At 71.1% G+C, this 20,959-nt stretch carries 21 protein-coding genes; 8 read left to right on the top strand and 13 right to left on the bottom strand.

Annotated features, from left to right (window positions below; translation table 11 throughout):
- Window position 1 precedes the first annotated feature (1 nt).
- The 3 genes from NR792_RS30395 (at window position 2) to NR792_RS30385 (ending at window position 3,136) form a co-directional block, all read left to right on the top strand.
- Window positions 2-1,141, top strand: coding sequence for an aminotransferase class V-fold PLP-dependent enzyme (locus tag NR792_RS30395; protein ID WP_375756200.1), 1,140 nt, complete (start codon window positions 2-4; stop codon window positions 1,139-1,141).
- The gene (locus tag NR792_RS30390) at window positions 1,138-2,178 is read left to right on the top strand and encodes a methyltransferase (protein WP_375756199.1); all 1,041 of its coding nucleotides are present in this window, start codon (window positions 1,138-1,140) and stop codon (window positions 2,176-2,178) included. The genes NR792_RS30395 and NR792_RS30390 overlap by 4 nt, the downstream gene beginning before the upstream one ends.
- 295 nt (window positions 2,179-2,473) lie before the next feature.
- A complete protein-coding gene (locus NR792_RS30385; protein ID WP_375756198.1) occupies window positions 2,474-3,136 on the top strand; it encodes a dienelactone hydrolase family protein in 663 nt (220 codons plus the stop codon).
- A 25-nt stretch (window positions 3,137-3,161) separates the two neighbouring features.
- Here NR792_RS30385 and NR792_RS30380 read toward each other — a convergent pair whose 3' ends face one another.
- A complete protein-coding gene (locus tag NR792_RS30380) occupies window positions 3,162-3,851 on the bottom strand; it encodes a response regulator transcription factor (RefSeq protein ID WP_375756197.1) in 690 nt (229 codons plus the stop codon).
- Between the two features lie 594 nt (window positions 3,852-4,445).
- On the opposite strand from NR792_RS30380, the gene NR792_RS30375 reads away from it, so the two are divergent.
- Together NR792_RS30375 and NR792_RS30370 are read left to right on the top strand one after the other, a co-directional pair.
- A complete protein-coding gene (locus NR792_RS30375) occupies window positions 4,446-5,306 on the top strand; it encodes a sensor histidine kinase (protein WP_375756196.1) in 861 nt (286 codons plus the stop codon).
- Window positions 5,307-5,468: 162 nt separating this feature from the next.
- Window positions 5,469-5,864 carry a response regulator gene (locus NR792_RS30370; protein WP_375756195.1) on the top strand — a complete coding sequence of 132 codons (396 nt, stop codon included), beginning with the start codon at window positions 5,469-5,471 and terminating at the stop codon, window positions 5,862-5,864.
- A 31-nt stretch (window positions 5,865-5,895) separates the two neighbouring features.
- Here the strand turns inward: NR792_RS30370 and NR792_RS30365 are convergent, their stop codons facing one another.
- From NR792_RS30365 to NR792_RS30350, 4 genes are all read right to left on the bottom strand, one after another.
- Window positions 5,896-7,206: an ABC1 kinase family protein gene (locus NR792_RS30365; RefSeq protein ID WP_375756194.1), complete on the bottom strand. Its 1,311-nt coding sequence runs from the start codon at window positions 7,204-7,206 to the stop codon at window positions 5,896-5,898.
- Window positions 7,207-7,281: 75 nt separating this feature from the next.
- Complete coding sequence (locus tag NR792_RS30360; RefSeq protein WP_375756193.1) at window positions 7,282-9,135, bottom strand: protein kinase; 1,854 nt, start codon at window positions 9,133-9,135, stop codon at window positions 7,282-7,284.
- A gap of 664 nt (window positions 9,136-9,799) precedes the next feature.
- A complete protein-coding gene (locus tag NR792_RS30355) occupies window positions 9,800-10,282 on the bottom strand; it encodes an SMI1/KNR4 family protein (protein ID WP_375761719.1) in 483 nt (160 codons plus the stop codon).
- A 4-nt stretch (window positions 10,283-10,286) separates the two neighbouring features.
- Entirely contained in the window at window positions 10,287-10,931 is a 645-nt protein-coding gene (locus tag NR792_RS30350; protein WP_375756192.1) for a hypothetical protein, read from the bottom strand.
- Window positions 10,932-11,107: 176 nt separating this feature from the next.
- On the opposite strand from NR792_RS30350, the gene NR792_RS30345 reads away from it, so the two are divergent.
- A complete protein-coding gene (locus NR792_RS30345; RefSeq protein WP_375756191.1) occupies window positions 11,108-11,461 on the top strand; it encodes a hypothetical protein in 354 nt (117 codons plus the stop codon).
- A gap of 34 nt (window positions 11,462-11,495) precedes the next feature.
- On the opposite strand, the gene NR792_RS30340 is transcribed toward NR792_RS30345, so the two are convergent.
- Genes NR792_RS30340 through NR792_RS30330 form a run of 3 tightly spaced genes read right to left on the bottom strand, consistent with a single transcriptional unit; the run spans window position 11,496 to window position 13,812 of the window.
- On the bottom strand, window positions 11,496-12,446 hold the full coding sequence (locus NR792_RS30340; protein WP_375756190.1) for a ribokinase: 951 nt from the start codon (window positions 12,444-12,446) through the stop codon (window positions 11,496-11,498).
- Window positions 12,443-13,144 (bottom strand): dienelactone hydrolase family protein, encoded by a 702-nt coding sequence (locus tag NR792_RS30335; RefSeq protein ID WP_375756189.1) that lies wholly within the window; start codon window positions 13,142-13,144, stop codon window positions 12,443-12,445. Before NR792_RS30335 ends, NR792_RS30340 begins: the two co-directional genes overlap by 4 nt.
- Complete coding sequence (locus NR792_RS30330; RefSeq protein ID WP_375756188.1) at window positions 13,141-13,812, bottom strand: phosphoribosyltransferase; 672 nt, start codon at window positions 13,810-13,812, stop codon at window positions 13,141-13,143. Before NR792_RS30330 ends, NR792_RS30335 begins: the two co-directional genes overlap by 4 nt.
- 230 nt (window positions 13,813-14,042) lie before the next feature.
- On the opposite strand from NR792_RS30330, the gene adh reads away from it, so the two are divergent.
- Window positions 14,043-15,569, top strand: a complete 1,527-nt coding sequence (gene adh / locus NR792_RS30325; RefSeq protein ID WP_375756187.1) for an aldehyde dehydrogenase — start codon at window positions 14,043-14,045, stop codon at window positions 15,567-15,569.
- Window positions 15,570-15,578: 9 nt separating this feature from the next.
- Entirely contained in the window at window positions 15,579-15,968 is a 390-nt protein-coding gene (locus NR792_RS30320) for a DUF779 domain-containing protein (RefSeq protein ID WP_375756186.1), read from the top strand.
- On the opposite strand, the gene NR792_RS30315 is transcribed toward NR792_RS30320, so the two are convergent.
- The 5 genes from NR792_RS30315 to NR792_RS30295 all read right to left on the bottom strand — a co-directional run bounded on the left by NR792_RS30315 (window position 15,949) and on the right by NR792_RS30295 (window position 20,877).
- Window positions 15,949-18,795 (bottom strand): GAF domain-containing protein, encoded by a 2,847-nt coding sequence (locus NR792_RS30315; RefSeq protein WP_375756185.1) that lies wholly within the window; start codon window positions 18,793-18,795, stop codon window positions 15,949-15,951. The genes NR792_RS30320 and NR792_RS30315 overlap by 20 nt on opposite strands.
- Window positions 18,796-18,951: 156 nt before the next feature.
- Window positions 18,952-19,905, bottom strand: a complete 954-nt coding sequence (locus NR792_RS30310; RefSeq protein ID WP_375756184.1) for an aldo/keto reductase — start codon at window positions 19,903-19,905, stop codon at window positions 18,952-18,954.
- Window positions 19,906-19,945: 40 nt separating this feature from the next.
- On the bottom strand, window positions 19,946-20,221 hold the full coding sequence (locus tag NR792_RS30305) for a DUF5985 family protein (protein ID WP_375756183.1): 276 nt from the start codon (window positions 20,219-20,221) through the stop codon (window positions 19,946-19,948).
- A gap of 1 nt (window position 20,222) precedes the next feature.
- A complete protein-coding gene (locus NR792_RS30300) occupies window positions 20,223-20,480 on the bottom strand; it encodes a DUF5985 family protein (protein WP_375756182.1) in 258 nt (85 codons plus the stop codon).
- Window positions 20,473-20,877, bottom strand: a complete 405-nt coding sequence (locus tag NR792_RS30295; protein WP_375756181.1) for a hypothetical protein — start codon at window positions 20,875-20,877, stop codon at window positions 20,473-20,475. The genes NR792_RS30300 and NR792_RS30295 overlap by 8 nt, the downstream gene beginning before the upstream one ends.
- Between the last annotated feature and the right edge of the window lie 82 nt (window positions 20,878-20,959).

Below are 20,959 nucleotides of genomic sequence, written 5' to 3'. Positions count from 1 at the left end.
CGTGGCGGCACTCCCGGGAGCCCTGCGCGCGGAGTACCCGCTGCTCCAGACCTGCACGTACCTCAACAGCAACTCCACCGGGGCGCTGCCCCGGGCGGTGGAGGGCGTGCTGGCGCAGTACTGGAACACGATGCGCGCGTGGCGCGATGACACCTGGGACGCGTGGCTGTCCCAGATGCAGGCGTACGCGGACGGCGTGGCGGGCCTCATCGGCGCGCCCGCCGGCTCCGTGGCGCTGGACACGAACCTGAGCGCGCACCTGTCGCGCCTGGCCTCGTGCCTGGAGTTCACCGGAGAGCGCCGCCGCGTCGTCGTCACCGACCTGGAGTTCCCCACGGTGCCCTTCATCTGGAAGGGCTTCGCGCGCTACGGGGCGGAGCTGGTCGTCGTCCCGTCGAAGGACGGCCGCGTGGATGAAGCCGCGCTGGAGGCGGCCATCGACGCGCGCACCCGCATCGTCTGCGTCGCCCACGGCGCCTTCGCCACCGGCGCCGTGCTGGACGTCGCGCGCATCGCGAAGGCGGCGCACGCGGCCGGGGCCCTCATCGCCACGGACGCGTACCAGACCGTGGGCACCGTCCCCGTGGACGTGCGGCAGCTGGACGTGGACTTCCTCATGGGCGGCGCGCACAAGTGGCTGGGCGGCTCCGAGGCCGCCTTCATGTACGTGCGCCCGGACCTGCTCCCCTCGCTGCGCCCCGCGGCCACCGGGTGGCTGGCGGGCGCGTCCCCGCTCGGCTTCCAGCAGACGACGGACTACGCCCCGGACGCCCGCCGCCTCATGGGCGGCACGCCCGCGCCCCTCATGGTGCTGCTGTCCCGTCCGGGCCTGGAGCTGCTCAAGGGCGTGGGCATCCACGCCGTGCGCGAGCACTCGCTGAAGCTCACGGACCGGCTGATGGCCCGCGCGGACGAAGCGGGCCTGCACGTGGTGACGCCGCGCGAGCCGCACCGGCGCGGCGGCGTGGTGGCGCTGCGCTTCCAGGGCGATGCCCAGGTGACCCAGCGGCTGGTGGCGCGCGGCTTCATCTGCAGCCACCGTGGATACCTGCGCGCCGCGCCGCACTTCTACAACTCGCCCGAGGAAGTCGACGCCTTCATGGACGCGCTCATCGAAGAGCAGCGCCAGGAGTCCGCATGAGCCCGGCCCCCTTCACCCGCGAGGCCCCGTCACCCCGCGCCCTCTTGCACCTGCTGTTCAACGGCGCCCGCGCGCTGGACGTCGTGCAGACGGCCCTGAACCTGGGCCTGCTGGACGCGCTGGAGCCGGGGCCCGTGACACTGGGCGAGCTGTCCGCGAAGCACGGCCTGGTGCCCAAGCGGCTCTACAAGTTCCTCGACTGCCTGGAGAGCCTGGGGCTCGTGCAGCGCGAGCAGCCCCAGGACGCGCTGGAGGCGGCCAGCTACCGCGGCGTCCCTGGCCTGCGCGCGGCGGCGGAGGCCGTGCTGGGCGCGAACTCGCTGGAGCGCGACCGCGAGAAGTACGACTGGAAGGCCCTGCACGGCCGGCTGCCGGAGACGCTGCGCGGCCAGCACTCCATGTCCGCCACGTCGTTCGACTGGCCCCCGCGCACGCCCGAGCAGGTGGAGGGCTTCGAGGCCAGCATGGCCGCGGGCCTGGGCCCCATCCTGGAGACGTTCCGCACGCACGCGGGCACGCTGTGGCCCTCCGGGGCGCGGCTGCTCGACGTGGGCGGCGGGGACGGCACGCTCGCCGAGCACCTCTTGCGCCAGCACCCGGCGCTCGCCGTGGACGTCTACAACCTGCCCGCCACCGAGGCGCTCGTCACGCGCACGCGCGAGCGCGCGGGCCTGTCCGAAGAGCGCCTGGGCTTCGTGGGTGGCGACTTCCTGAAGGAGCCCCTGCCCACGGGCTACGACGCGCTGTCGTTCGTGCGCGTGCTGCATGACTGGCCCGCGGAGGTGGCGCGCTCGCTCATGCAGGCCGCCTTCACCGCCCTGCCCTCCGGCGGGCGCGTGCTCATCTGCGAGGAGTTCCGCACCCCGGAGCGGCTGGCGGCCCAGTTCTTCTGGTCCTACTTCCTCATCGGCGTGGACACGTGCGTGAGCCGGCTGCGCGAGGTGGAGTTCTACCTGGAGGCGCTCACCGCCTCGGGCTTCACGCACGCGCAGGTGCTCCCCGGTCCCTTCGAGCTGGTGGTGGCCACGAAGCCCTGAAGTCCTGCCCCGGGCGCCCGCCCCGGGGCGTCCTCCCCGTCGCCCACGGCCCTGTCCTACGCTGGACACCCTGCACCTTCCGACAGGTCACAGCGGCGGGGGCAGTGGTCAACTTGTGTCTCAGCCAGACGCTGTAAACAGCCAAACGCAGACGGGAGGAGCCTGTATGACAGGTCCCCGGTCACGAACGGGGTTGAAGGCGGTAGGGCAGGACCACGGGTGGGAAGAAGCGCGGGAGTCACCAGCGCGGCGTGGTGGAAGATCGGCGGCGCGCACCCATCTGGAGCGCGAGGTGATGGTGCCGGTCGATGACGCCGTCCTCGTCCGGGGACGGCTGGCGGTGCCCGCGGGCGCCCGGGGCGTGGTGGTGCTGGCGCGCGGCAGCGACAGCAGCCTCCAGAGTCCCCGGCTCGCGCAGACCTCGCGCCTGTTCCAGGCGATGGGGCTGGGCACCCTGCTCATGGACTTGCTGACCAGCGAGGAGATGGAGGAGCGCAGGACGCGGCAGCTGCGCTTCAACGTGGGCCTCCTGGGCATGCGCATGGCGGGCGCGGCGCGGTGGCTCCAGCGTGAAGGCCCCACCCAGGGCCTGCGCGTGGGCTACTTCGGCGCGCACACCGGCGCGGGCGCGGCGCTGTCCGCCGCGGCCTTCCGGCCTGACCAGGTGGAGGCCGTCGTGTCGCGCGGCGGCCGTCCGGACCTCGCGGGCGCGGTGCTGCCCAAGGTGCGGGCCCCCACGCTGCTGCTGGTGGGCGGCGCGGACACGCTGGGCCTGGACATCAACCGCCGGGCCTACGAAGCGCTCCGCGCCGACAAGCGCATGGACGTCATCCCGGGCGCCACGCACCACTTCCAGGAGGACTCCGAACTGGAGCAGGTGGCGGAGCTCGCCGGGGAGTGGTTCCTCCAGCACCTGGGCGCTCCCCGGGACGCCGGGGAGGAAGCCGCGGCGCCCTGAAGGCCGGGCCCGAGGCCCACGGGCCTCAGGCCAGCACGGGGCGCGGCACGCCCAGCTCGCACGCCAGCACCGCGAGCTGGGCGCGGTTCTCCGGCCCCAGCTTGCGGTAGATGCTCGTCAGGTGCGCCTTCACCGTGCGCTCGGTGATGCCCAGGTGCGCGGCGATCTTCAGGTTGTCCGCGCCCGCCGCCACGTAGCCCAGCACCTCGCGCTCGCGCAGCGTGAGCCGCGACAGGGCCGGGGCCGTCGAGGACAGCTCGTTCAACTGCAAGGCATTGGGGTTGAGCATCTCCACGGGCAGCAGCCGCTCGCCCTGGGCCACGCGCCGCACCGCCTGGATGAGCTCATCGCAGCTCACGTTCAGCTTGCACAGGTAGCCCGCCGCACCCGCCTGGAAGCAGCTCTCCACCGTGGACGGAGCCTGGATGCCCGACAGCACCAGCGACCGGATGTGGGGATGGAAGTCGTGCAGGTGCTTCAGCACCGCGAGGCCGTCCTCCGCCTCGGTCCGGCCCACGTGCTCCAGCCGGAGGTCCACGAGGGCGACGTGGGGGGCGGCACCGCGCACCTGGGACAGGAACGAGCTGCTCTCCGCGCAACGGGACACCACCTTCATTCCCGCGCCTTCCAGCAGGGCCACCAGGCTCTCCCGGAAGATGAGCTGATCCTCCAGCAATGCCACGCGTATCTCCGCCCCCATCGAACTCATATCCATGATGCCAGCCTCGTCTTCCCGGGGAGCGGCTGCCGTCCCTCCCGGCGAAGAGCTTCACCCAAATGGATTTGGTTTCCGTCCCCCGCGAGCCGACTCCCCCCCGGGAGCGCGGCCTCCCAAGGCAGGAATGCCTCGGCAGAGGACATGCATAGCAGCCGTTTCAAGGAGCGGAAACCCTCACCGCCTCCAGGGGCTCGGAAAGACAACGCTTGGGCTGGCGCATTGAGTCACGGCCCCCGCCCGGACGACCACCCGCCCGAGTGCATGGACCCACAGCCACGGGTTTCACGACGGGGAGAAACAGACGTGCTCCCGGATTGAAAACCGGGGGCGGCCCTGGCTCGCGGACCTGGACCCGGGGCCAAGAGGGGGCGCATTCCAACCCTTGAGATTCACGGCTCCGCTCCCGGGCATGCGGGCTTGATGCTCCAGGAGGGCTGCGTTACTTCGTAGGTCATGCCGTCCAAGCCCTCCCGTGACAGCGCGGAGGAGAACCGCCTGCTCAAGAGCCGGGTGAAACCATTGAGGGCCCGCCGTCCCCCCCTGGAGCCGCCAGCGCCGCCGGATGCCGCGCTTGTGGAGAGCCCTGGGCTTTTGCGCGAGGACCGCGAGCTGGAGTCGAAGCACGCCGCGCTGGTGCGCAAGCTGGAGGAGCGCACCCCGCCGGCCCGGGCCCACGCGGAAGAGGAGCGGGTGGGCGCGCGCGACGCGGGCGTGGAGCAGGCCCACATCCGGGCCCTGGAGCAGGCCCACATCCGGGCCCTGGGAGAGCTGGCGGCGGGCATCGCGCACGACCTGCGCAACGCGCTCAACGCCATGCGCTTGCGGCTGGAGATGCTCCAGCGCGACACGGCCATCGCGGAGACCAGCCAGCGCCACCTGGACGCGCTGGCGTGCATCGTGTCCGACGCGAGCGGCCGCGTGGGGCGCCTCCAGGACTTCACGCGCCAGAAGCCCACGCACCAGGTCGAGCACGTGCAGCTCGTGGAGGTGGTCCGGGACGCGGTGGACATCGCGAGAGGCGGCATCGAGTACCGGGCCCGGAGCACCAGCGCCCCCCTCGTCCTGGAGCTGGCGCTGCCGGACGCGCTCCCGCTGGTGGCGGGCTCCGCCATGGAGCTGCGCTATGTCGTCATCAACCTGCTCATCAACGCACGCGACGCGATGCCTCACGGCGGGACCATCCGCGTGAGCGCGGGCCACCGCTCGAAGACCGTCTGGCTCAAGGTGGAGGACGAGGGCACCGGCATCCCCGAGGAGCACCTGGCGAACCTCTTCCAGCCCTTCTTCACCACCAAGGGCGACAAGGGCACGGGCCTGGGGCTGTCCATGGCCCATGGCGTGGTGACGCACGCGGGCGGAAAGCTCGGCGCGGCCAACCGTCCGGAAGGGGGCGCGGTGTTCAGCATCACCTTCCCGGCGCTGAAGGCCCCTACGCGCCGCAAGGCCCGCTGAGACAGGGTGTGATTTCGCGCAGAGTAAACCCGTAAAATTCCAGGGAGGCTGGCAAGGAGGGAGGGGGTGGGTCATACTCGGGACGTGCCCGGGCCACTGTCTTCCTTGGGGCGGCATCTTGCCGGCCGGGGCACCCAACTGTCGGTTCCAGGGGGAGCCACCATGTCGGAGTCGAAGATTCGCGTCCTCATCGTGGACGATGACCCGGACCAGCTCGCGCTGACGGAGCGCTCGTTGTCCTCGTACAACTTCGAGGTGCGCACCCACCGCTCGTCGCTGGGGGTCTCCAACCTGGTGCGCACCACGGCGCCGGACCTGGTGCTGCTGGACGTGAACATCCCCGCGCTGAGCGGCGACAAGGTGCTGACGCTGGCCCGGCAGCAGGCGCCGGAGCACACGCGCTTCGTCCTCTACTCCGCCTCCGACGAGTCGAAGCTGCGCGCGCTGGCGCTGGCGGCGGGCGCGGACGGCTACCTGTCCAAGAGCACGCAGGGCGCGGACCTGGCGCGCAAGCTGGAGCGGCTGCACAAGCGCCCGCGCGTCGCCGCGGGCACGTAGCGCCGCCCTGCCCCGCCCGCGCCTCGGGGGCTCACTCGCCCACGAGCGCGCCGACCTCCAGGAACACCTGCCGGAAGTCGCCCTGCGCGCCCACGAGGCGCAGGTTCTGCGCCAGCCCGCCGGTGGCGCGGAAGAACATCATCGCCTCCGGGGGCGGCCGGATGCGCATGATGCGCGCGGCGTTGCGCGTGAAGTGGTTGCGCATGTCGCGGTTGATGTCGCAGGTGCCGTAGTCATACGGAGCGCTGCGCATGGGCCGCCCGGCGATGTGCAGCACCTCGCGCAAGAGCACCTCCGCCTCCGCCTCCGGCAGCTCCACGGAGAAGCCCACCTCGCGGCACAGCCCCAGCACGTCCAGCGTCTCCAGCCGCAGCGCCTGCTGGAACATGCGGCGGTTGGCCGCGACGAAGCCCGGGCTGAAGCGCTTGATGGAGCCGAAGTCCAGAAGGCCCATGCGCCCGTCCGGCATCACCATGAAGTTGCCGGGGTGCGGGTCCGCGTGGATTTCCCCCGCGTCCAGGAACGGCCCGTAGGTGGCGCGGATGAGCTGGCGCGCGACGCGGAAGCGCGCGTCGTTGTCCGGCGACGTCGTCACCCAGTCCTTGAGCGTCTGGCCTTCCAGCAGCTCCAGCGTGAGCACGCGGTGGGCGCTGCGCTCCTCGATGACCTGGGGCACGTACAGGTCCGGCAGCCGCGCCACGCTCCTGGCGAAGCCCTGGGCGAGCTTCGCCTCGCGGCGGTAGTCCAGCTCCAGCATGAGCTCGTCGCGGAACTCCTGGAAGTAGGCGGTGCCGTCCATCATCCGCGACGTCTTGGACACCGTCTTCACGACGAGGCCCAGGTTGTCCATGTCGTGGCCCATGGACGCGTCGATGCCGGGGTACTGCACCTTCACCGCGACGGGGCGGCCGTCGTGCATCACCGCGCGGTGCACCTGGCCCAGGGACGCGGCGGCGAGCGCGTCCGGGGAGAACTCCTGGAACAGCGCCTCCGGCGGCGCGCCCAGCTCCTGTTGAATCACGCGCGACACCTGCGCGTAGGACATGGCCGGGGCCTGGTTCTGCAGCCGGGCCAGCATCTGCCGCACCTCCGGCGTGAGCAGGTCCGGGTCCATGGAGAGCGCCTGGCCCAGCTTCATGGCCGCGCCCTTCATCTCCCCCAGCGTGGCCACCAGCTTCTCCGCGGTGCCCAGGCTGAGCAGGTCCGTGGGGCTGCTCCCGGAGAGCTGTTTGGCGCCCGCCTTGAGCACCTCCGTGCCCACGTGCATGGAGAGGCCCGCCAGCTTGCGCAGGCGGTTGAAGCGCCCCTGGGGCGGCAGCTTGTCGTCGGGTTCGGAGGCCATGGAAGAGGAGAGAGTTAACGGGGTCTCCTCTCCCATACGCAAGACGGCCCCCGGATGGATGCGAGCCCGGCTCCCCTACCGGGGGGCGGCCGAGCCACGCACCCGGGCGCGGAGGAAGCGCCAGCGCTTGAGCCCCTCCAGGTCCAGGGGGTCCGCGCGCACGGCCAGCTCGTAGGCGGCGAGCGCCTCCTCCAGCCGGCCCACGGACGCCAGCGCGTCTCCGGACAGCCGGTGCACGGCGGCGCGGCCCTCGCGGCCGGTGTTGCCCGCGAGGAAGCGGCGGCGGCACTGCTCCAGCATGGTGGCGGTGAGGCCCGCGGCAAGGCACCGCTCGATGCCCTCCACGTTGCCCAGCGTGGCGTCGTACTCCACGCGCCGCTCCACGTGTCCCAGCGTGTGCAGCGCCCCGGCCACGCGCTCCAGCGCCCGGTCCACCTGGGCCCGCTGGCCCTCCGACAGCGGGCGGGCCTTGAGCAGCTCCAGCGCCCCGCGAGCGCGCTGGGCGGCGGTGCGCACGGCCTCCAGCGTGGCGTCGCGCGGCAGCTCCAGCACGGCGTACGGGTCCCCGGCGAGCCGCCGGCGGAAGCCCTGCAACACCGCCTCCGCCTGCGCGTCCTCGGGCGTGGGGATGGCGGCGGTGGCGGCCGTGGGCGCCGGGCGCGTGCCGTTGCGAAGCTGGGCCAGCTGGGCCTGGAAGGCGGGGCTGGCGTCGCGCAGCTGCACGCCGAAGCCCGGGGACATGTTCCACGCCTGGGCCTGCTCGGCGGTGACGTGGCGCACCACCTGCGCGGTGCAGGGCAGCTCGCCGCCGGGCAGCCGCAGCACCAGCGCCACGTCCGACAGGAGCGCGGGAGGCGGGGTGGCCAGCTGGAAGAAGAGGCCGGAGCGGCCCACCCACTCGCCCTTGAGCTCCACGCCCGCCTGGGTTCCCTTGCCGCGCAGGAGCGCGGTGAGCGGCGGCGCGGTGGGCGCGGGGGGCGGCGCGAGCGACGCCTCCAGGGCCGAGCGCAGCTCCGCGGCGGAGGCGAAGCGGTGCTCGGGACGCTTGGCCAGCGCGCGCAGGAGGACGCGCGACAGGGCCTCCGGCACGGCGGGGCTCAGCTCGTGCGGCGGGACGGGCTCCTTCTGCAGGTGGCCCACCAGGATTTCGGCGGCGGTGCGGCCGTAGAAGGGCACCTGGCCGGTGAGCAGCAGGTACGCGAGCACGCCGGCCGCGTAGAGGTCGCTGCGCGCGTCCACGACGCCGTCGCCGCACTGCTCGGGGGCCATGAACTCCGGCGTGCCCAGGAGGACGCCGACCTCCGTGGTCATCTCCCCGGCGGGGCGGGACAAGAGCTTGGCGATGCCGAAGTCGAGCAGCTTCACGCGCTGCTTGCCGCTGGGGCTGGGGACGAGGAAGACGTTGGCGGGCTTCAGGTCGCGGTGGACGATGCCGTGCGCGTGCGCGGCGCCCAGGGCGTCACACACCTGCGTCATCAGGTCCACCACCAGCGCCGGGGCCATGGGGCCGCGGGCGAAGTTGGCCAGGCTGTCCCCCTCCAGGTACTCCATGACGAGGTACGGGCGCCCGTCGCGCGAGTCCAGGTCGTAGAGGGTGACGACGTTCTCGTGCTGCACCAGCGTGAGCGTGCGGGCCTCGGAGAGGAAGCGCGCGACGAGCTCCGGGGCCTGGGCCAGGTGCGCGTGGAGCACCTTGATGGCCACGCGCTTCTGGATGAGCGTGTGCTCCGCGAGGAACACGGTGCCCATGCCCCCGCGCCCCAGCTCGCGCACGACACGGAAGCGGCCGAACTCCTGGCCCACGAGGGAGGGCACCACGGGCGTGGGAGACGACATGGGCGAGGGCGTGACGGGCTGCGCGAAGGCCGGTCCCGGCGGCGGCGTGCCGGCGTAGAGCATCGTGCCGCCGTTGAGGTCGAGCCCGCGCATCAGCGTGGGACACGCCTCCGCGTCCGAGTGGGGCTGACCGCAGGAACAGAGGAGAGGCGACTGGGCGAGCACGAGGGACCGGAACCAGGGAAGGCGATGCGGGGGTGGAACAGCGTCAGCGGCCGATGCGAGCCGTGTGCCAGGAGCCGGGGTTTTCCGGCTTGCGCGGCCGGCCACGCCAACCGGTTGATCCGCTTCGCTTTTGCGACACTCGGATGCGTCCTGGGTCCCAGCTCATCAGCAGACACCCCTTGGTTTCGGGGAGTTTTTACAGCCCCGAGACGGAAACGTTTTCCGCCCTGCACATCCCAATACGTTTGGTCCGCCAGACCTTGGGCCACTTCCGCCCACTCACCGCCAACATTCCTGCCGCGACGCACAGTCCCTTCACGATGCCAGCACGCCGTGCGGGTTTCCAGTGCGCAGCGACCTGGACACCCAGGCTGGAAAACATCTCGTCCGCTCTCGAAGAAAGCCGAGATTGCGACTCTCCCTGCGGGTGCCGGGAAGGCACAGCGGCCGCGCGAGGGACATGCGGATCCGCATGGTGTTGAAACGGCGACAAATGGGGCCGGATTGAAGCGGCCTGCGAGGATGGCGGGGCTTTCGAGGCTGCTGGCGGAACGCGGCTGCGTGCGGTGGGGACGCGGTCGCGGGGCCCGGGTCAGCGCTCGTCCTGCATCAGCTTCTTCAGCCAGAACCAGCGCCCGTTGGAGCGGAGCGCGCCCGCCAGGAACTCGGAGAAGGAGCTGGCGATTTGGAGGCACTGCGTTGGGTCCGGGAAGCCTTCGCGGAAGCCGTCGCGCAGGGGGTAGCGGCCATCGTGCTGCTGGCTCACGTCGAGCAGGACGTAGTTCCCATCGCGAACCTCACAGATGGCGTACCAGGACGCGGGGCCTGACTTGTCCGTGTCGTCCTGGCTCATGACGACCCGCGCGCGGAGGAGCTCGGACAGTGGAGGGAAGGAGAACGCGGGGTCGACGCGGTCGAACAGGTCCGCGCCATCGCAGTGCAGGTAGAAGGCGCGGAGGTCCGGGTCCAACCGCCATCCGACGCGCTGCTCGAAGGCATCAACCTGCGCGGGCGTCGCGGGAGGACGTGCGTGGTGGAGGCGTGAAACCTCTTCGAGCAGGGCAGTCATCGACAGGGGGTTACTCGCCATAGGGATAGCTCGGGCCCACGCCGGTCCATGGTGGTTCGTTCGCGTAGCACTGGGCATAGAGCCCATTCAGCGTCTGGTGGATGTCCTTGGGGAACGGGATGATGTTGTCCCAATCCGTGGGGTTGCCACCATGGCTGAGGTCCCGGATGTGGTGGCCCTGATAGGGCTTCCCATTGGCCTCGGTTGGCCATGCGCCGAAGCGCTCAGCCCATCGGCCTCGGAACCCGTCACGGATGTTGTCCCAACGGTCGCGGGCCGCGGCGTTCTGGGCCGCGGTGAGCGTCCCGTAGTTGCAGCAACAGTGCGTCATGCCGAACCGGCTCCCCGCCCGCACAATCGTTCCCTCGAAGTCCATCTTCACGTCGGCGAGCCACATGCAGCCCTGGAGGACATGGCCGCTTCCGGAGCACTTCTCCCGGCAGTAGTCCATGATCTGGGCGCTGCACTGCCATGGGCCGTAATGAATGACGGTACGGAACTGGCCGCCACCGGGCACGTTCACCAACGGGCCGACCCACTTCCGGGCCGTGCTGGTGGGATTGGGCGTCGGTCCTTCGGCACATGCCGTGATGAGCAAGGCCCCCACCAGCAGTCTCCTGAACTGCCAGACGGGTTCGTTGTTCTTGAGGGTCATCGATACACCCTACGCCGAGGCCGGGCGACTGCGGTGCGCCACCGCCGCCTCCCTGGTAGGGAAGAGGCATGCTGCTCCAGTCCGCAGGGAACTTCCGTGAGCTCGGCCTCAGATCCGACGAAGGACCTTCCATCGTGGAAGCGCGGGGGAAGATTCCGGAGGCAGAGCGCAGTCAGGTGGCGCGCTATCTCACGACGGGCGTCGTCTTCGCGGTCAGCTCGGGAGCGCTGAGTGACTGGTTCACGGGCGAGAAGAACATCGCGCCCCACCACGCGTGGACGGACGGCGTCTGGCACTGGCGGGCCGACCTTCCGTACTACGTCCTGCGCTACGGCGTCGCGCTTCCGGACGCATTCCTCCAGCGGATGCGGGACCTGAACTGGAAGTGCCCGGTCCTGTCGCGGCAGGAACTGAACGTGTTCTTGGAGCAGCTCATGTTCGAGGGCGAGGTCCGGCAGAAGCTGCGGAAGAAGCAGGAGAAGGAAGCTCGCGTACGGCGGGCACTGGAGCGGCAGCAGACCAAGAAATGACGCCCTACCCCAAAGACGTCACAGCACGCCCTTGCTACAGCGGCGCGGGCTGGACGTCTGGCCTCACGTCCGCGAGCACTCCGAGCACTTCGTCCCGGTAGGGCAGCCCCGCCTGCGCTCCCAGCCGCGTCGTCGCGATGGCGGCGGCGGCGTGCGCGAAGCGCGCGGCGGTGAGGAGCGGCTGGGCTTCGGCCAGGGCGACACTGAGCGCCGCCGCGAATGCATCCCCCGCTCCGGTGGTATCCACGGTGTCCACCGGCAGCTCGGGCAGCCACGCCTCCTCCTCCCGTGACACCAGGAGGCTTCCACCGGGCGCCGCGATGATGGCTGCCCCCACGCCTCGCAGCAGCAGGTTGCGGGCGGCTCGTCGCGCGGAGGCACGGTCATGCACCGTGATGCCCGTCAGCGTCCGGGCCTCCCTGGCATTCGGCCGGATGACGTGGACATCCTCCAGCAGGACCTCCGGCAGCGGCACGGCCGGCGCGGGATCCAACACCACCCGCACTCCGGCGGCGCGCGCCAGGCGGACCGCTGCCTGGACCGCGTCCAGGGGCACCTCCAACTGCACGAGCAACACATCCGCGGCGGCGATCCGCTCCGCGCTTCGCAGCACATCCCGCAGGGTCAGTCTGTGATTGGCGCCCGGCGCGAAGAAGGTCTGCTTCCTCCCGCTTCCGTCCACCATCACCAGCACCGCACCCGAAGGCGGCTCCGGGTCCGACACCACCGAATCCACCGACACACCTTCCTGTGTCAGCCGCGCCAACTGCTCCAGGCCGCGCCTGTCCATCCCGACCCTCGCCACCAACGCAGCCTCCGCTCCCAACCTCACGGCGGCCACCGCGCCGTTGGCCCCCTTCCCTCCGAGCGCTTCCTGGAAGACGTCGCCCTCGGCGCTGCCTCCCAGTTCCGGGAACGACTTCCCGCGCACGAGGTAGTCCGTGGCCACGCCTCCCACCACCACGATGCCCGGGCGCGGGCTCATGGCGGAGCCCCGGTGGACGCACCCTCCCGTGCCGCCGTGACCAGCTGCTGGAGGAACCAGTCCCGGGCCAGCATCGCCGCATGCTCCAGCGTCCCCGGCTCCTCGAAGAGGTGGGTCGCCCCGGGAACAATCTTCAATTGCTTGTCACCACGCAGCGCCGCCAGCGCCTGACGGTTGAGCGCAATCACTTGCGTGTCATCACCGCCCACGATGAGCAGCGTCGGCGCGCGCACCGCCGGCAGGACGGAGCCCGCCAGGTCCGGCCGGCCGCCCCGGGACACCACCGCATGGATGGCTTCAGGCGCTCGCCCGGCGGCCACCAGCGCCGCCCCTGCCCCCGTGCTCGAACCCATCAGCCCGAGCGGCTGGCTTCCCAACCCCGGCACCTGCATCAACCACCGCGCCGCGCCCTGAAGCCTTCGCGCCAGCAGCTCGATGTCGAAGCGCAGGTGCCGCGTCTGGCGCTCGGCTTCCTCCTCCTCCGGCGTGAGCAGGTCCATGAGCAGCGTCGCCAGCCCCGCCTGCTGAAGCACTCCCGCGACGTACTGGTTGCGCGGACTGAACCGGCTGCTGCCGCTGCCGTGCGCGAACAGCACCACGCCTGAAGCCGCCTCCGGGATGCTCAGCGTCCCGTTCAGCCAGACGCCGGGCTCCGCCTCCAGCTGCACCGCGTGCTCCGACACTCTCCGCCTGCTCATGGCGCCTCCAGGGCAGTCTCCCCACCGTGCGCCGCGCGCGCCAGCAGCTCGCGCACCTCGTCGTCGGTGGTCTGGGTGAAGTCCTCGTACCACTGACCCACCGCATAGAAGGGCGCAGGGGTGTGGACGCAGAGGACCGCGTCCGCTTCTCGCTTGAACGCCGCGCACGTCTCCGGCGAACCCACCGGAACGCCCACCACGAGGCGCGCGGGCTCCTGGTGGCGAACCGCCTGGAGCGCCGCCCGCATCGTGGAGCCCGTGGCCAGCCCGTCATCCACGATGATCACCGTGCGCCCTTCGACGCGCGCCGGAGGCCTGCCGTCGCGGAAGAGCTGCTCCCTGCGGATCAGCTCCCGCGCCTCACGCTCGGCGGCCGCCGTGATGGCCGCCTGGGGGATCCCCAGCCTGCGCACCACGCCCTGGTTGAGGACGGTGACGCCGCCCGTGGCGATCGCTCCCATGGCCAGCTCCTCGTGCCCTGGCGTGCCCAGCTTGCGCACCACGAACACGTCCAGGGGCACCCCCAGTATCCGAGCGACCTCGAATCCCACGGGCACACCGCCGCGCGGCAGCGCCAGCACCAACACATCCGTGCTGTCCCCAAGCAGGACGCGCAGCCGCTGCCCCAACGCACGGCCGGCGTCGAAGCGATCTCTGAACATTTGCATGCCATGTCCCCCACCTTCTTGAGGTGGAAGACATGACGGGCGGCAGCAAGGCCACCCTGCCCGCCCGCTCGCATCACGCCCGAGTGACTTCGCGCCCGATTCAGCGATCAACCATTAACAAACATTTACCTCCGACCCTTCGCGCATAACGCGGAGCGTTACCTGCCTATCGTCTGTTCCGCGTCAAACCCCCACACGCGTGCGTCAAAACCCAACGCAGGGAGTCCCCCATGTCGAAGGTCTATGAAGCTCCGGGTCAGAAGGGCAGCAAGGTCGAGTACAAGAGCCGCTACGGCAACTACATCGGCGGTGAGTTCGTCCCGCCCGTGAAGGGCCAGTACTTCGAGAACATCTCCCCCGTCACCGGCCGCCCCTTCTGCGAGATTCCCCGCTCCACCGCCGAGGACATCGAGAAGGCGCTCGACGCCGCGCACAAGGCGAAGGACGCGTGGGGCCGCACCGCCGCCGGCGAGCGCGCCAACATCCTGCTGAAGATCGCCGACCGCATGGAGCAGAACCTGGAGATGCTCGCCGTCTCCGAGACGTGGGACAACGGCAAGCCCATCCGCGAGACGCTCGCCGCGGACCTGCCGCTCGCCATCGACCACTTCCGCTACTTCGCCGGCTGCATCCGCGCGCAGGAAGGGTCGCTCAGCCAGCTGGATGACAACACCGTCGCCTACCACTTCACCGAGCCGCTCGGCGTCGTGGGGCAGATCATCCCGTGGAACTTCCCGCTGCTCATGGCCGCGTGGAAGCTGGCCCCCGCGCTCGCCGCCGGCAACTGCGTCGTGCTCAAGCCCGCGGAGCAGACCCCCGTCACCATCCTCAAGTTCGCGGAGCTGGTGGGCGACCTGCTTCCCCCCGGCGTGCTCAACATCGTGAACGGCTTCGGCATCGAGGCCGGCAAGCCGCTCGCCAGCAACAAGCGCATCGCGAAGATTGCCTTCACGGGTGAGACGACCACCGGCCGCCTCATCATGCAGTACGCCTCCGAGAACATCATCCCCGTCACCCTGGAGCTGGGCGGCAAGTCCCCCAACATCTTCTTCGAGGACGTCTTCGCCAAGGACGACGACTTCGCCCAGAAGGCGCTGGAGGGCTTCGCCATGTTCGCCCTCAACCAGGGCGAGGTCTGCACCTGCCCGTCCCGCTCGCTCGTCGCCGAGCGCTTCTACGACGAGTTCATCGCCAGGGCCGTGGAGCGCACGAAGCGCATCGTGCAGGGCAACCCGCTGGACGTCTCCACGCAGATTGGCGCGCAGGCGTCCAACGACCAGCTGGAGAAGATCCTCAGCTACCTGGACATCGGGAAGAAGGAGGGCGCGAAGGTGCTCACCGGCGGCGGGCGCAAGGCGCTGCCCGGCGCGCTGGCGGAGGGCTACTACGTGGAGCCCACCATCTTCGAGGGCAACAACAAGATGCGCGTGTTCCAGGAGGAGATCTTCGGCCCCGTCGTCGCGGTGGCGAAGTTCAAGGACGCCGAGGACGCGCTCGCGCTGGCCAATGACACGCTCTACGGCCTGGGCGCCGGCGTGTGGACGCGTGACAACAGCACCGCGTACCGCATGGGCCGCGGCATCCAGGCGGGCCGCGTCTGGGTGAACTGCTACCACCTGTACCCCGCGCACGCGGCGTTCGGCGGCTACAAGCAGTCCGGCATCGGCCGCGAGACGCACAAGATGATGCTCAATCACTACCAGCAGACGAAGAACCTGCTCGTCAGCTACGACCCGAAGCCCATGGGCTTCTTCTAGGACCCACCCATGTCCGTGCCGCGCGTCGAGGTCACGCCGGCCGCGGAGGCCCTGCTCCGCAAGATGCAGGGCCTCCATGGCCCGCTCCTCTTCCACCAGTCCGGCGGCTGCTGCGACGGCAGCGCGCCCATGTGCTTTCCGCGCGGCGACTTCCGCGTGGGACAGGAGGACGTGTACCTGGGCGACATCGTCGGCACGCCCTTCTACATGTCCGGCCCGCAGTTCCAGCTCTGGCGCCACACCCACCTCACCGTGGACGTGGTGCCCGGTCGCGGCAGCGGCTTCTCCGTCGAAGCCCCCGAAGGCGTGCGCTTCCTCATCCGCTCACGCCTGTTCACCGACGACGAGTACCGCGCGCTGGAGCAGGAAGGGCCCCCGCTCAAGGGGCCGCGGCACTGAAGGCCATGTTCCGGGGCAGCCGCAGCGTGAAGGTGGCGCCCTGCCCCGGCTGGCTGTCCACGTCGATGCGGCCGCCCAGCGCCTCGACAATCTGGCGGCTGATGTAGAGCCCCAGCCCCATGCCGCCGTAGTGCCGCTCGCTCACGGCGCGCTCGAAGCGGCCGAAGAGGCGCGGCAGCGCGTCCGCTTCAATGCCGATGCCCTCGTCGCGTACCTCCAGCCAGACCTCGTCGCTGGCGTCCACGCCCGCGCGCACCGTCACCGGGTGGCCCGCGCCGTACTTCGCCGCGTTGGTGAGCAGGTTCACCAGCACCTGGTCCAGCCGCAGCGAGTCCCACTGACCCGTCAGCGTGCGCGGCAGCTCCAGCCTCAGCGGGCAGCGCGCCTGGGCGAACACGTCCTCCAGCCGCTCCAGCGCGTCGCGCGTCAGCTGCGCCAGGTCCACCTCCGCGCGCTCCAGCGCCAGCTTGCCCAATGACAGACGGCTCACGTCCAGCAGGTTGTCCACCAGCGCCGTCAGCCGCAGCACCTGCCGCTGCGCGGTGTTGAGCTTCCCGGAGACCGGGCCTGGCGTGCCCGCGTTCTCCAGCGCCCGGCCAATGAGGTTGTGCTGGAGGATGAGGCTGGTGAGCGGCGTCTTCAGCTCGTGGCTCGCCACGGAGAGGAACTCGTCGCGCAGCCGCACCGCGGACTGGGCGTCGTGGAACAGGCGCGCGTTCTCCAGCGCCACGCTCACGCGCAGCGCCAGCTCCTCCGCCATGGTCACGTCCGCGGCCACCAGCGTGCGCTGGGGGTCGGCGGTGAACAGCGTGATGACGCCCAGCGTGCGGCCCCGCGCGCGCAGCGGCACCGACAGCGCCGACGTGGGCGACAGGCTTTCCACCAGCGGCCGGGGCGCGTCGGTCGCGAAGACCTCGTCGCGGAGCTGGACGTCCAGGCGCGACAGGAAGCAGACCTCGCCCGTCCGGAAGCACTGGAGCGCCGGGTGCGAGGCCCTCCGGGCCCTCCCCGGCGGGGACCTCAGCAGCACGTCGTGTCCGGCCATGCGGTGGGCCACCGCCACCTGGCGCAGGCTGCCGTCCGGCGCGGCCAGGTCCACCAGGCAGCCGGTGGCCACGTGGTCCACCACCAGCCTCGCCACCTCCGGCAGCGCCTCCTCCACGTCGTCCAGGCGCAGCGCCAGCACGCGGCTGGCGTCCAGCAGCAATTGCAGACGCTCCTCGGCCTCCTTGCGCCGGGTGATGTCCGCCATCGCGCCGGTGAGCTCCGTCACCTTCCCGTCCGAGCCGGCGAAGGACTGCCCCACGCTGTGCATCCAGCGCGCGCCGTCGCGGCGCAGGACGCGGAACTCCAGCTCGAAGAAGCCCGGTGCCTCGCGCTGGTAGCGGTGGAACGCCGCCTCCACGTGCGGCCGGTCCTCCGGATGCAGCAACTGCAGCATGTCGCCCACCGGCGCCACCGAGTCCACCGCCGGAAGGCCCAGCATGTGGTTGAGCGACGCGTCGCGCAGCTCCCTGCCGCGCACCAGGTCCAACCGCCAGGTGCCCATGTCGCCGGTCACCAGCGCCTGCCGCAGCCGCTCCGTGCGCTCGCGCAGCGCTTCGTAGAGCGTGGCCCGCTCCAGCGCCTGCGCGCACTGGTGCGCCAGCGCCTCCAGGAACGCGCGCTCCGCGGCCGGGAAGACGCGCGGCTCCGGCCACGCGAGCAGCAGCAGGCCGCGCACGCGCGTCTCACCCCACAGCGGCACCACCGCGCGCGCCCCAGCCCCCTGACGGCTCGCGAGCTCCGCGTCCTGCGGGTAGCACGCCATGAACTCCTCCAGCGTGCCGAACCACCCTGCTTCGCGCCGGATGTCCGGGAACCCCTTGGAGGCGGGCCGGTCCGGCGGCCGGGTGAACGAGGCCAGCGCCTCCTCGGAGTAGCCCAGCACCCGCAGCGGGCGCAGCTGGCCGTCCTCTTCCAGGGCCAGCACCGCGACGCGCGAGGCGCCGCTCGCCTCCCACACCTCGCGCGCCAGCACCTGCGCCACCGCGTCCTCGGTGGCCGCGCGGGACAGGGCCGCCGTCACCGCCTGCAGCCGCGCCGTGCGCGCCTGGGCCTGACGGGCCTCGCCGTACAAGAGCGCGTTGTCCAGCGACAGCGCCGCCCTGCGGGCCAGCTCGCGCGCCAGCTCCAGGTCGCACTCGCCAAAGCGGCCGGCGGTGCCGGACATCAATGACAGACATCCCAGCACCCGCCCCCGCGCCTCCAGCGGCACCAGCATCACGGAGCGGCAGCCCAGGCGCCAGGTCTCCTCCAGGCTCGCGTTCCCGCGCGCCGCCTCCAGGAACGCCTGCTCGGGCACGTCCGGAATGAGGCGGGGCTGGCCGGTGCCCAGCACGTGGGCCACGCCTTCGGGGCCTTCCGTCCGATGGGGCCAGCGCTCCGCGAGGGCATACACGGTGGACACGAGCGCGGGGTCCCGGTGTGCCGCGGCCCTTCGCACCACCGTGCGCGAAGGCGTGACGACGTCCACCGCGCACCAGTCCGCGAGCCCCGGCACCACCAGCTCCGCCAGCTGGCGCAGCACCGTGGGTTCATCCAGCGACGACGCCAGCACCTCGCCCGCGCGGGCCAGGAACGCGAAGCGGCCCTCCTCCGCGGCACGCGACGCCTCCCGGGCCCGGGCCAGGGCCTCGGGCGACACGACCTCCACGGCGGCAGGGGTGACGGCCGCGCCCGCCAGGGCTTCAGGCGGCGTGGAGACCACGCCGTTCGTCAGGACAGCGGACGGCGGCGGTGGCTCACCGGCAGGCTCGGTCGAAGGCTCGATGGAGGATTCGGGCATGGAGCGCGGGCCACGGCGCCATGGGGATGGCGCCTCACCAAAGGGACGCTCCGATAATGACGGTCCCCCAGGGGCCACAAGGCTCCCCGGCCCGGGGATCCAGGACGAGTGTCCTCCAGGCAACCCGCGGGTGCCCGGCTGCCTGCGCCCGGCGCCTCAGCCCGCCGTGACTTCCAGTGAAGGCGGGTTCCACCACACCGCGCCCTTGCCCTGGATGGCCACGTGCGCCCGCTCCCGCACCGCCAGGAGCTCCGCCGCGTCCAGGGGCCGGAAGGCCGCGGCCGCCTGGAGCGCGGCGTCCTGTTCGTTCGGGAAGCCCATCCCCATCAACATCACGTCCGGATCCAACGTGAGCGTGTATTGCACGCACTCCGCCACCGACAGGTGCGGCAGCACCGGCGTGTCGCGCGCCTCGCCGCCGGAGCCCACCTTGCCGCGCGGACGTGCCTGGAGCGGCCGGCCATAGCCCTCCGTGTCCCCCAGGAGCTTGCCCGCGCCGAACGTCTTGAAGGACACCACGCCCACGCCCCTCTCACGCGCCAGGGGCAGCACCTGCTCCACGTAGCGCGCGTCCACGAACGGCCCCAGGGGGAACATCACCACGTCACACCGCCCGGAGCGCACCGCCGCCACCAGCGCGTCCGGGTGGTGGCAGGAGATGCCCCGGAAGCGCGCCTGCCCCTTCGCCACGCACGCCTCCAGCTGCTCCAGCGCGCCGCCCGGCCGGGCCAGCTCCTCCCACTGCGCCAGCGACTTCACCGCGTGCAGCGCGAACAGGTCCACGGACGGCAATCCCAGCCGCCGCAGGGACTCCTCCACCTGCGGCGCCACCGGCGCGTCCAGCACGTCCACCTTGTCGATGACGAACACGCCCTCCCGCCGGCCGCGCAGGGCCTCGCCCACCACCTCCTCGCTCAGGCCGTCCTCGTAGCCCGGCGCGGTGTCGATGACGTTGAGCCCCGCGTCCAGCGCGCGCACCAGCGTGGCGACCAGCGCCTCGCGCGGCACCGTGCGGTCCGCCAGGTCGCCAATGCCCACCGCCGTCGCGGTGAAGCCCGTGCGCCCCAACGGGCGGCGCGGGGTGAAGCGGGGAAGCGAGGTCGGGGTCATGAAGAAGGTCCTCCCAAAGGCCCAGGAGGAGAACAGCTTCTCACCGCGCTCCACGCCCCGCGCGGTTCTTGTCCCAGATGGCCCCCAGGATGAGCAGGTAGGCCACCAGGCGCACGACGAACAGGTAGTGGATGCGCTCCGTGTCCAGGTCCGGCCCCACCACCGTGCCCAGCACGTTGTGCAAACCCATCAACGTGAAGGCCAGCGAGAACAGCGCGAACAGCCGGTCCTTCGACTGGAGATAGAAGCGCAGGAAGAACAGGGCGCACGCCAGGTACGCCATCATCACCGCGCCATCGAGCAAGGTCTTCAACATCTCAGGACACGTCCCAGATGAGGCCGAAGAGCAGCACGCCGCTCGCCACGAGCGACGTGACGGTGCGCGCCAGCGACAGGTCTCCCGCCGGGATGAGCACCAGGTCCACGAAGAGCAGCACGTTGTTCACCGTCAAGACGGAGAAGCACAGGCCGCTGTAGAGCAGCAGCTTCATCCGCGTGCGCCGCCAGGCCCTCAACAGCAGCACCGCGCACGCAGCGCTCGTCAACGCGCACAGGATGTAGACCGCCTCAGCCATGTCCGTCGCCGTCCTTGTCCTTCTTGAGCACGAACGCGTCCGCGAAGCCTCTCACCCGGTCCATCGGGCGTGAGAAGATGAACGAAATCACACTCACGCGGCGCGCCGCGTACGCGCTCGCCAGCTCCGCCGTGTCCTGCACGTCGTCCGACCGGCCGGGGCTGAACCGGTAGGCGTCCGCTACCCCATCCTGGAGCAACAGCCCTCCCGTCTTCAGCTCCGCCATGCGGCGGGCCGCCGAGGCTTCGGTGATGCGCAGCTCCAGGGCCACCGCCGACGCGGACCACGCCCGGTCCGTCCGGGCGCGAAGCAGGAGGAGCACCTCCAGCTTCTCGATGGAATCGATGTGCGTCGTGATGAAGCGCTGGACCCGTGATGAAAGGCCGGCGTCAGTCACGTCTCCACCTATGAACCCAGATACTTTGTGAATCAACCTTTCTATTCATGGCGGTTGTTAACAGTTTCACACCAGCGGTCCC

The sequence above is a fragment of the Corallococcus exercitus genome (assembly GCF_042231735.1).
Lineage (GTDB): Bacteria > Myxococcota > Myxococcia > Myxococcales > Myxococcaceae > Corallococcus > Corallococcus exercitus_B.
The sequence above is the reverse complement of the archived record's forward strand: the minus strand, read 5'-3'. Positions and strand labels throughout refer to the sequence as shown.

What these genes read in the sequence shown, in the direction of transcription:
- NR792_RS30390 (WP_375756199.1), top strand. Translation starts at nt 1,138, where the DNA reads ATGAGCCCGGCCCCCTTCACCCGCGAGGCCCCGTCACCCCGCGCCCTC.
- NR792_RS30385 (WP_375756198.1), top strand. Translation starts at nt 2,474, where the DNA reads ATGGTGCCGGTCGATGACGCCGTCCTCGTCCGGGGACGGCTGGCGGTG.
- NR792_RS30380 (WP_375756197.1), bottom strand. Translation starts at nt 3,851, where the DNA reads ATGGATATGAGTTCGATGGGGGCGGAGATACGCGTGGCATTGCTGGAG.
- NR792_RS30370 (WP_375756195.1), top strand. Translation starts at nt 5,469, where the DNA reads ATGTCGGAGTCGAAGATTCGCGTCCTCATCGTGGACGATGACCCGGAC.
- NR792_RS30365 (WP_375756194.1), bottom strand. Translation starts at nt 7,206, where the DNA reads ATGGCCTCCGAACCCGACGACAAGCTGCCGCCCCAGGGGCGCTTCAAC.
- NR792_RS30360 (WP_375756193.1), bottom strand. Translation starts at nt 9,135, where the DNA reads ATGCGCGGGCTCGACCTCAACGGCGGCACGATGCTCTACGCCGGCACG.
- NR792_RS30350 (WP_375756192.1), bottom strand. Translation starts at nt 10,931, where the DNA reads ATGACCCTCAAGAACAACGAACCCGTCTGGCAGTTCAGGAGACTGCTG.
- NR792_RS30340 (WP_375756190.1), bottom strand. Translation starts at nt 12,446, where the DNA reads ATGAGCCCGCGCCCGGGCATCGTGGTGGTGGGAGGCGTGGCCACGGAC.
- NR792_RS30335 (WP_375756189.1), bottom strand. Translation starts at nt 13,144, where the DNA reads ATGAGCAGGCGGAGAGTGTCGGAGCACGCGGTGCAGCTGGAGGCGGAG.
- NR792_RS30330 (WP_375756188.1), bottom strand. Translation starts at nt 13,812, where the DNA reads ATGCAAATGTTCAGAGATCGCTTCGACGCCGGCCGTGCGTTGGGGCAG.
- adh (WP_375756187.1), top strand. Translation starts at nt 14,043, where the DNA reads ATGTCGAAGGTCTATGAAGCTCCGGGTCAGAAGGGCAGCAAGGTCGAG.
- NR792_RS30320 (WP_375756186.1), top strand. Translation starts at nt 15,579, where the DNA reads ATGTCCGTGCCGCGCGTCGAGGTCACGCCGGCCGCGGAGGCCCTGCTC.
- NR792_RS30315 (WP_375756185.1), bottom strand. Translation starts at nt 18,795, where the DNA reads ATGCCCGAATCCTCCATCGAGCCTTCGACCGAGCCTGCCGGTGAGCCA.
- NR792_RS30310 (WP_375756184.1), bottom strand. Translation starts at nt 19,905, where the DNA reads ATGACCCCGACCTCGCTTCCCCGCTTCACCCCGCGCCGCCCGTTGGGG.
- NR792_RS30305 (WP_375756183.1), bottom strand. Translation starts at nt 20,221, where the DNA reads ATGTTGAAGACCTTGCTCGATGGCGCGGTGATGATGGCGTACCTGGCG.
- NR792_RS30300 (WP_375756182.1), bottom strand. Translation starts at nt 20,480, where the DNA reads ATGGCTGAGGCGGTCTACATCCTGTGCGCGTTGACGAGCGCTGCGTGC.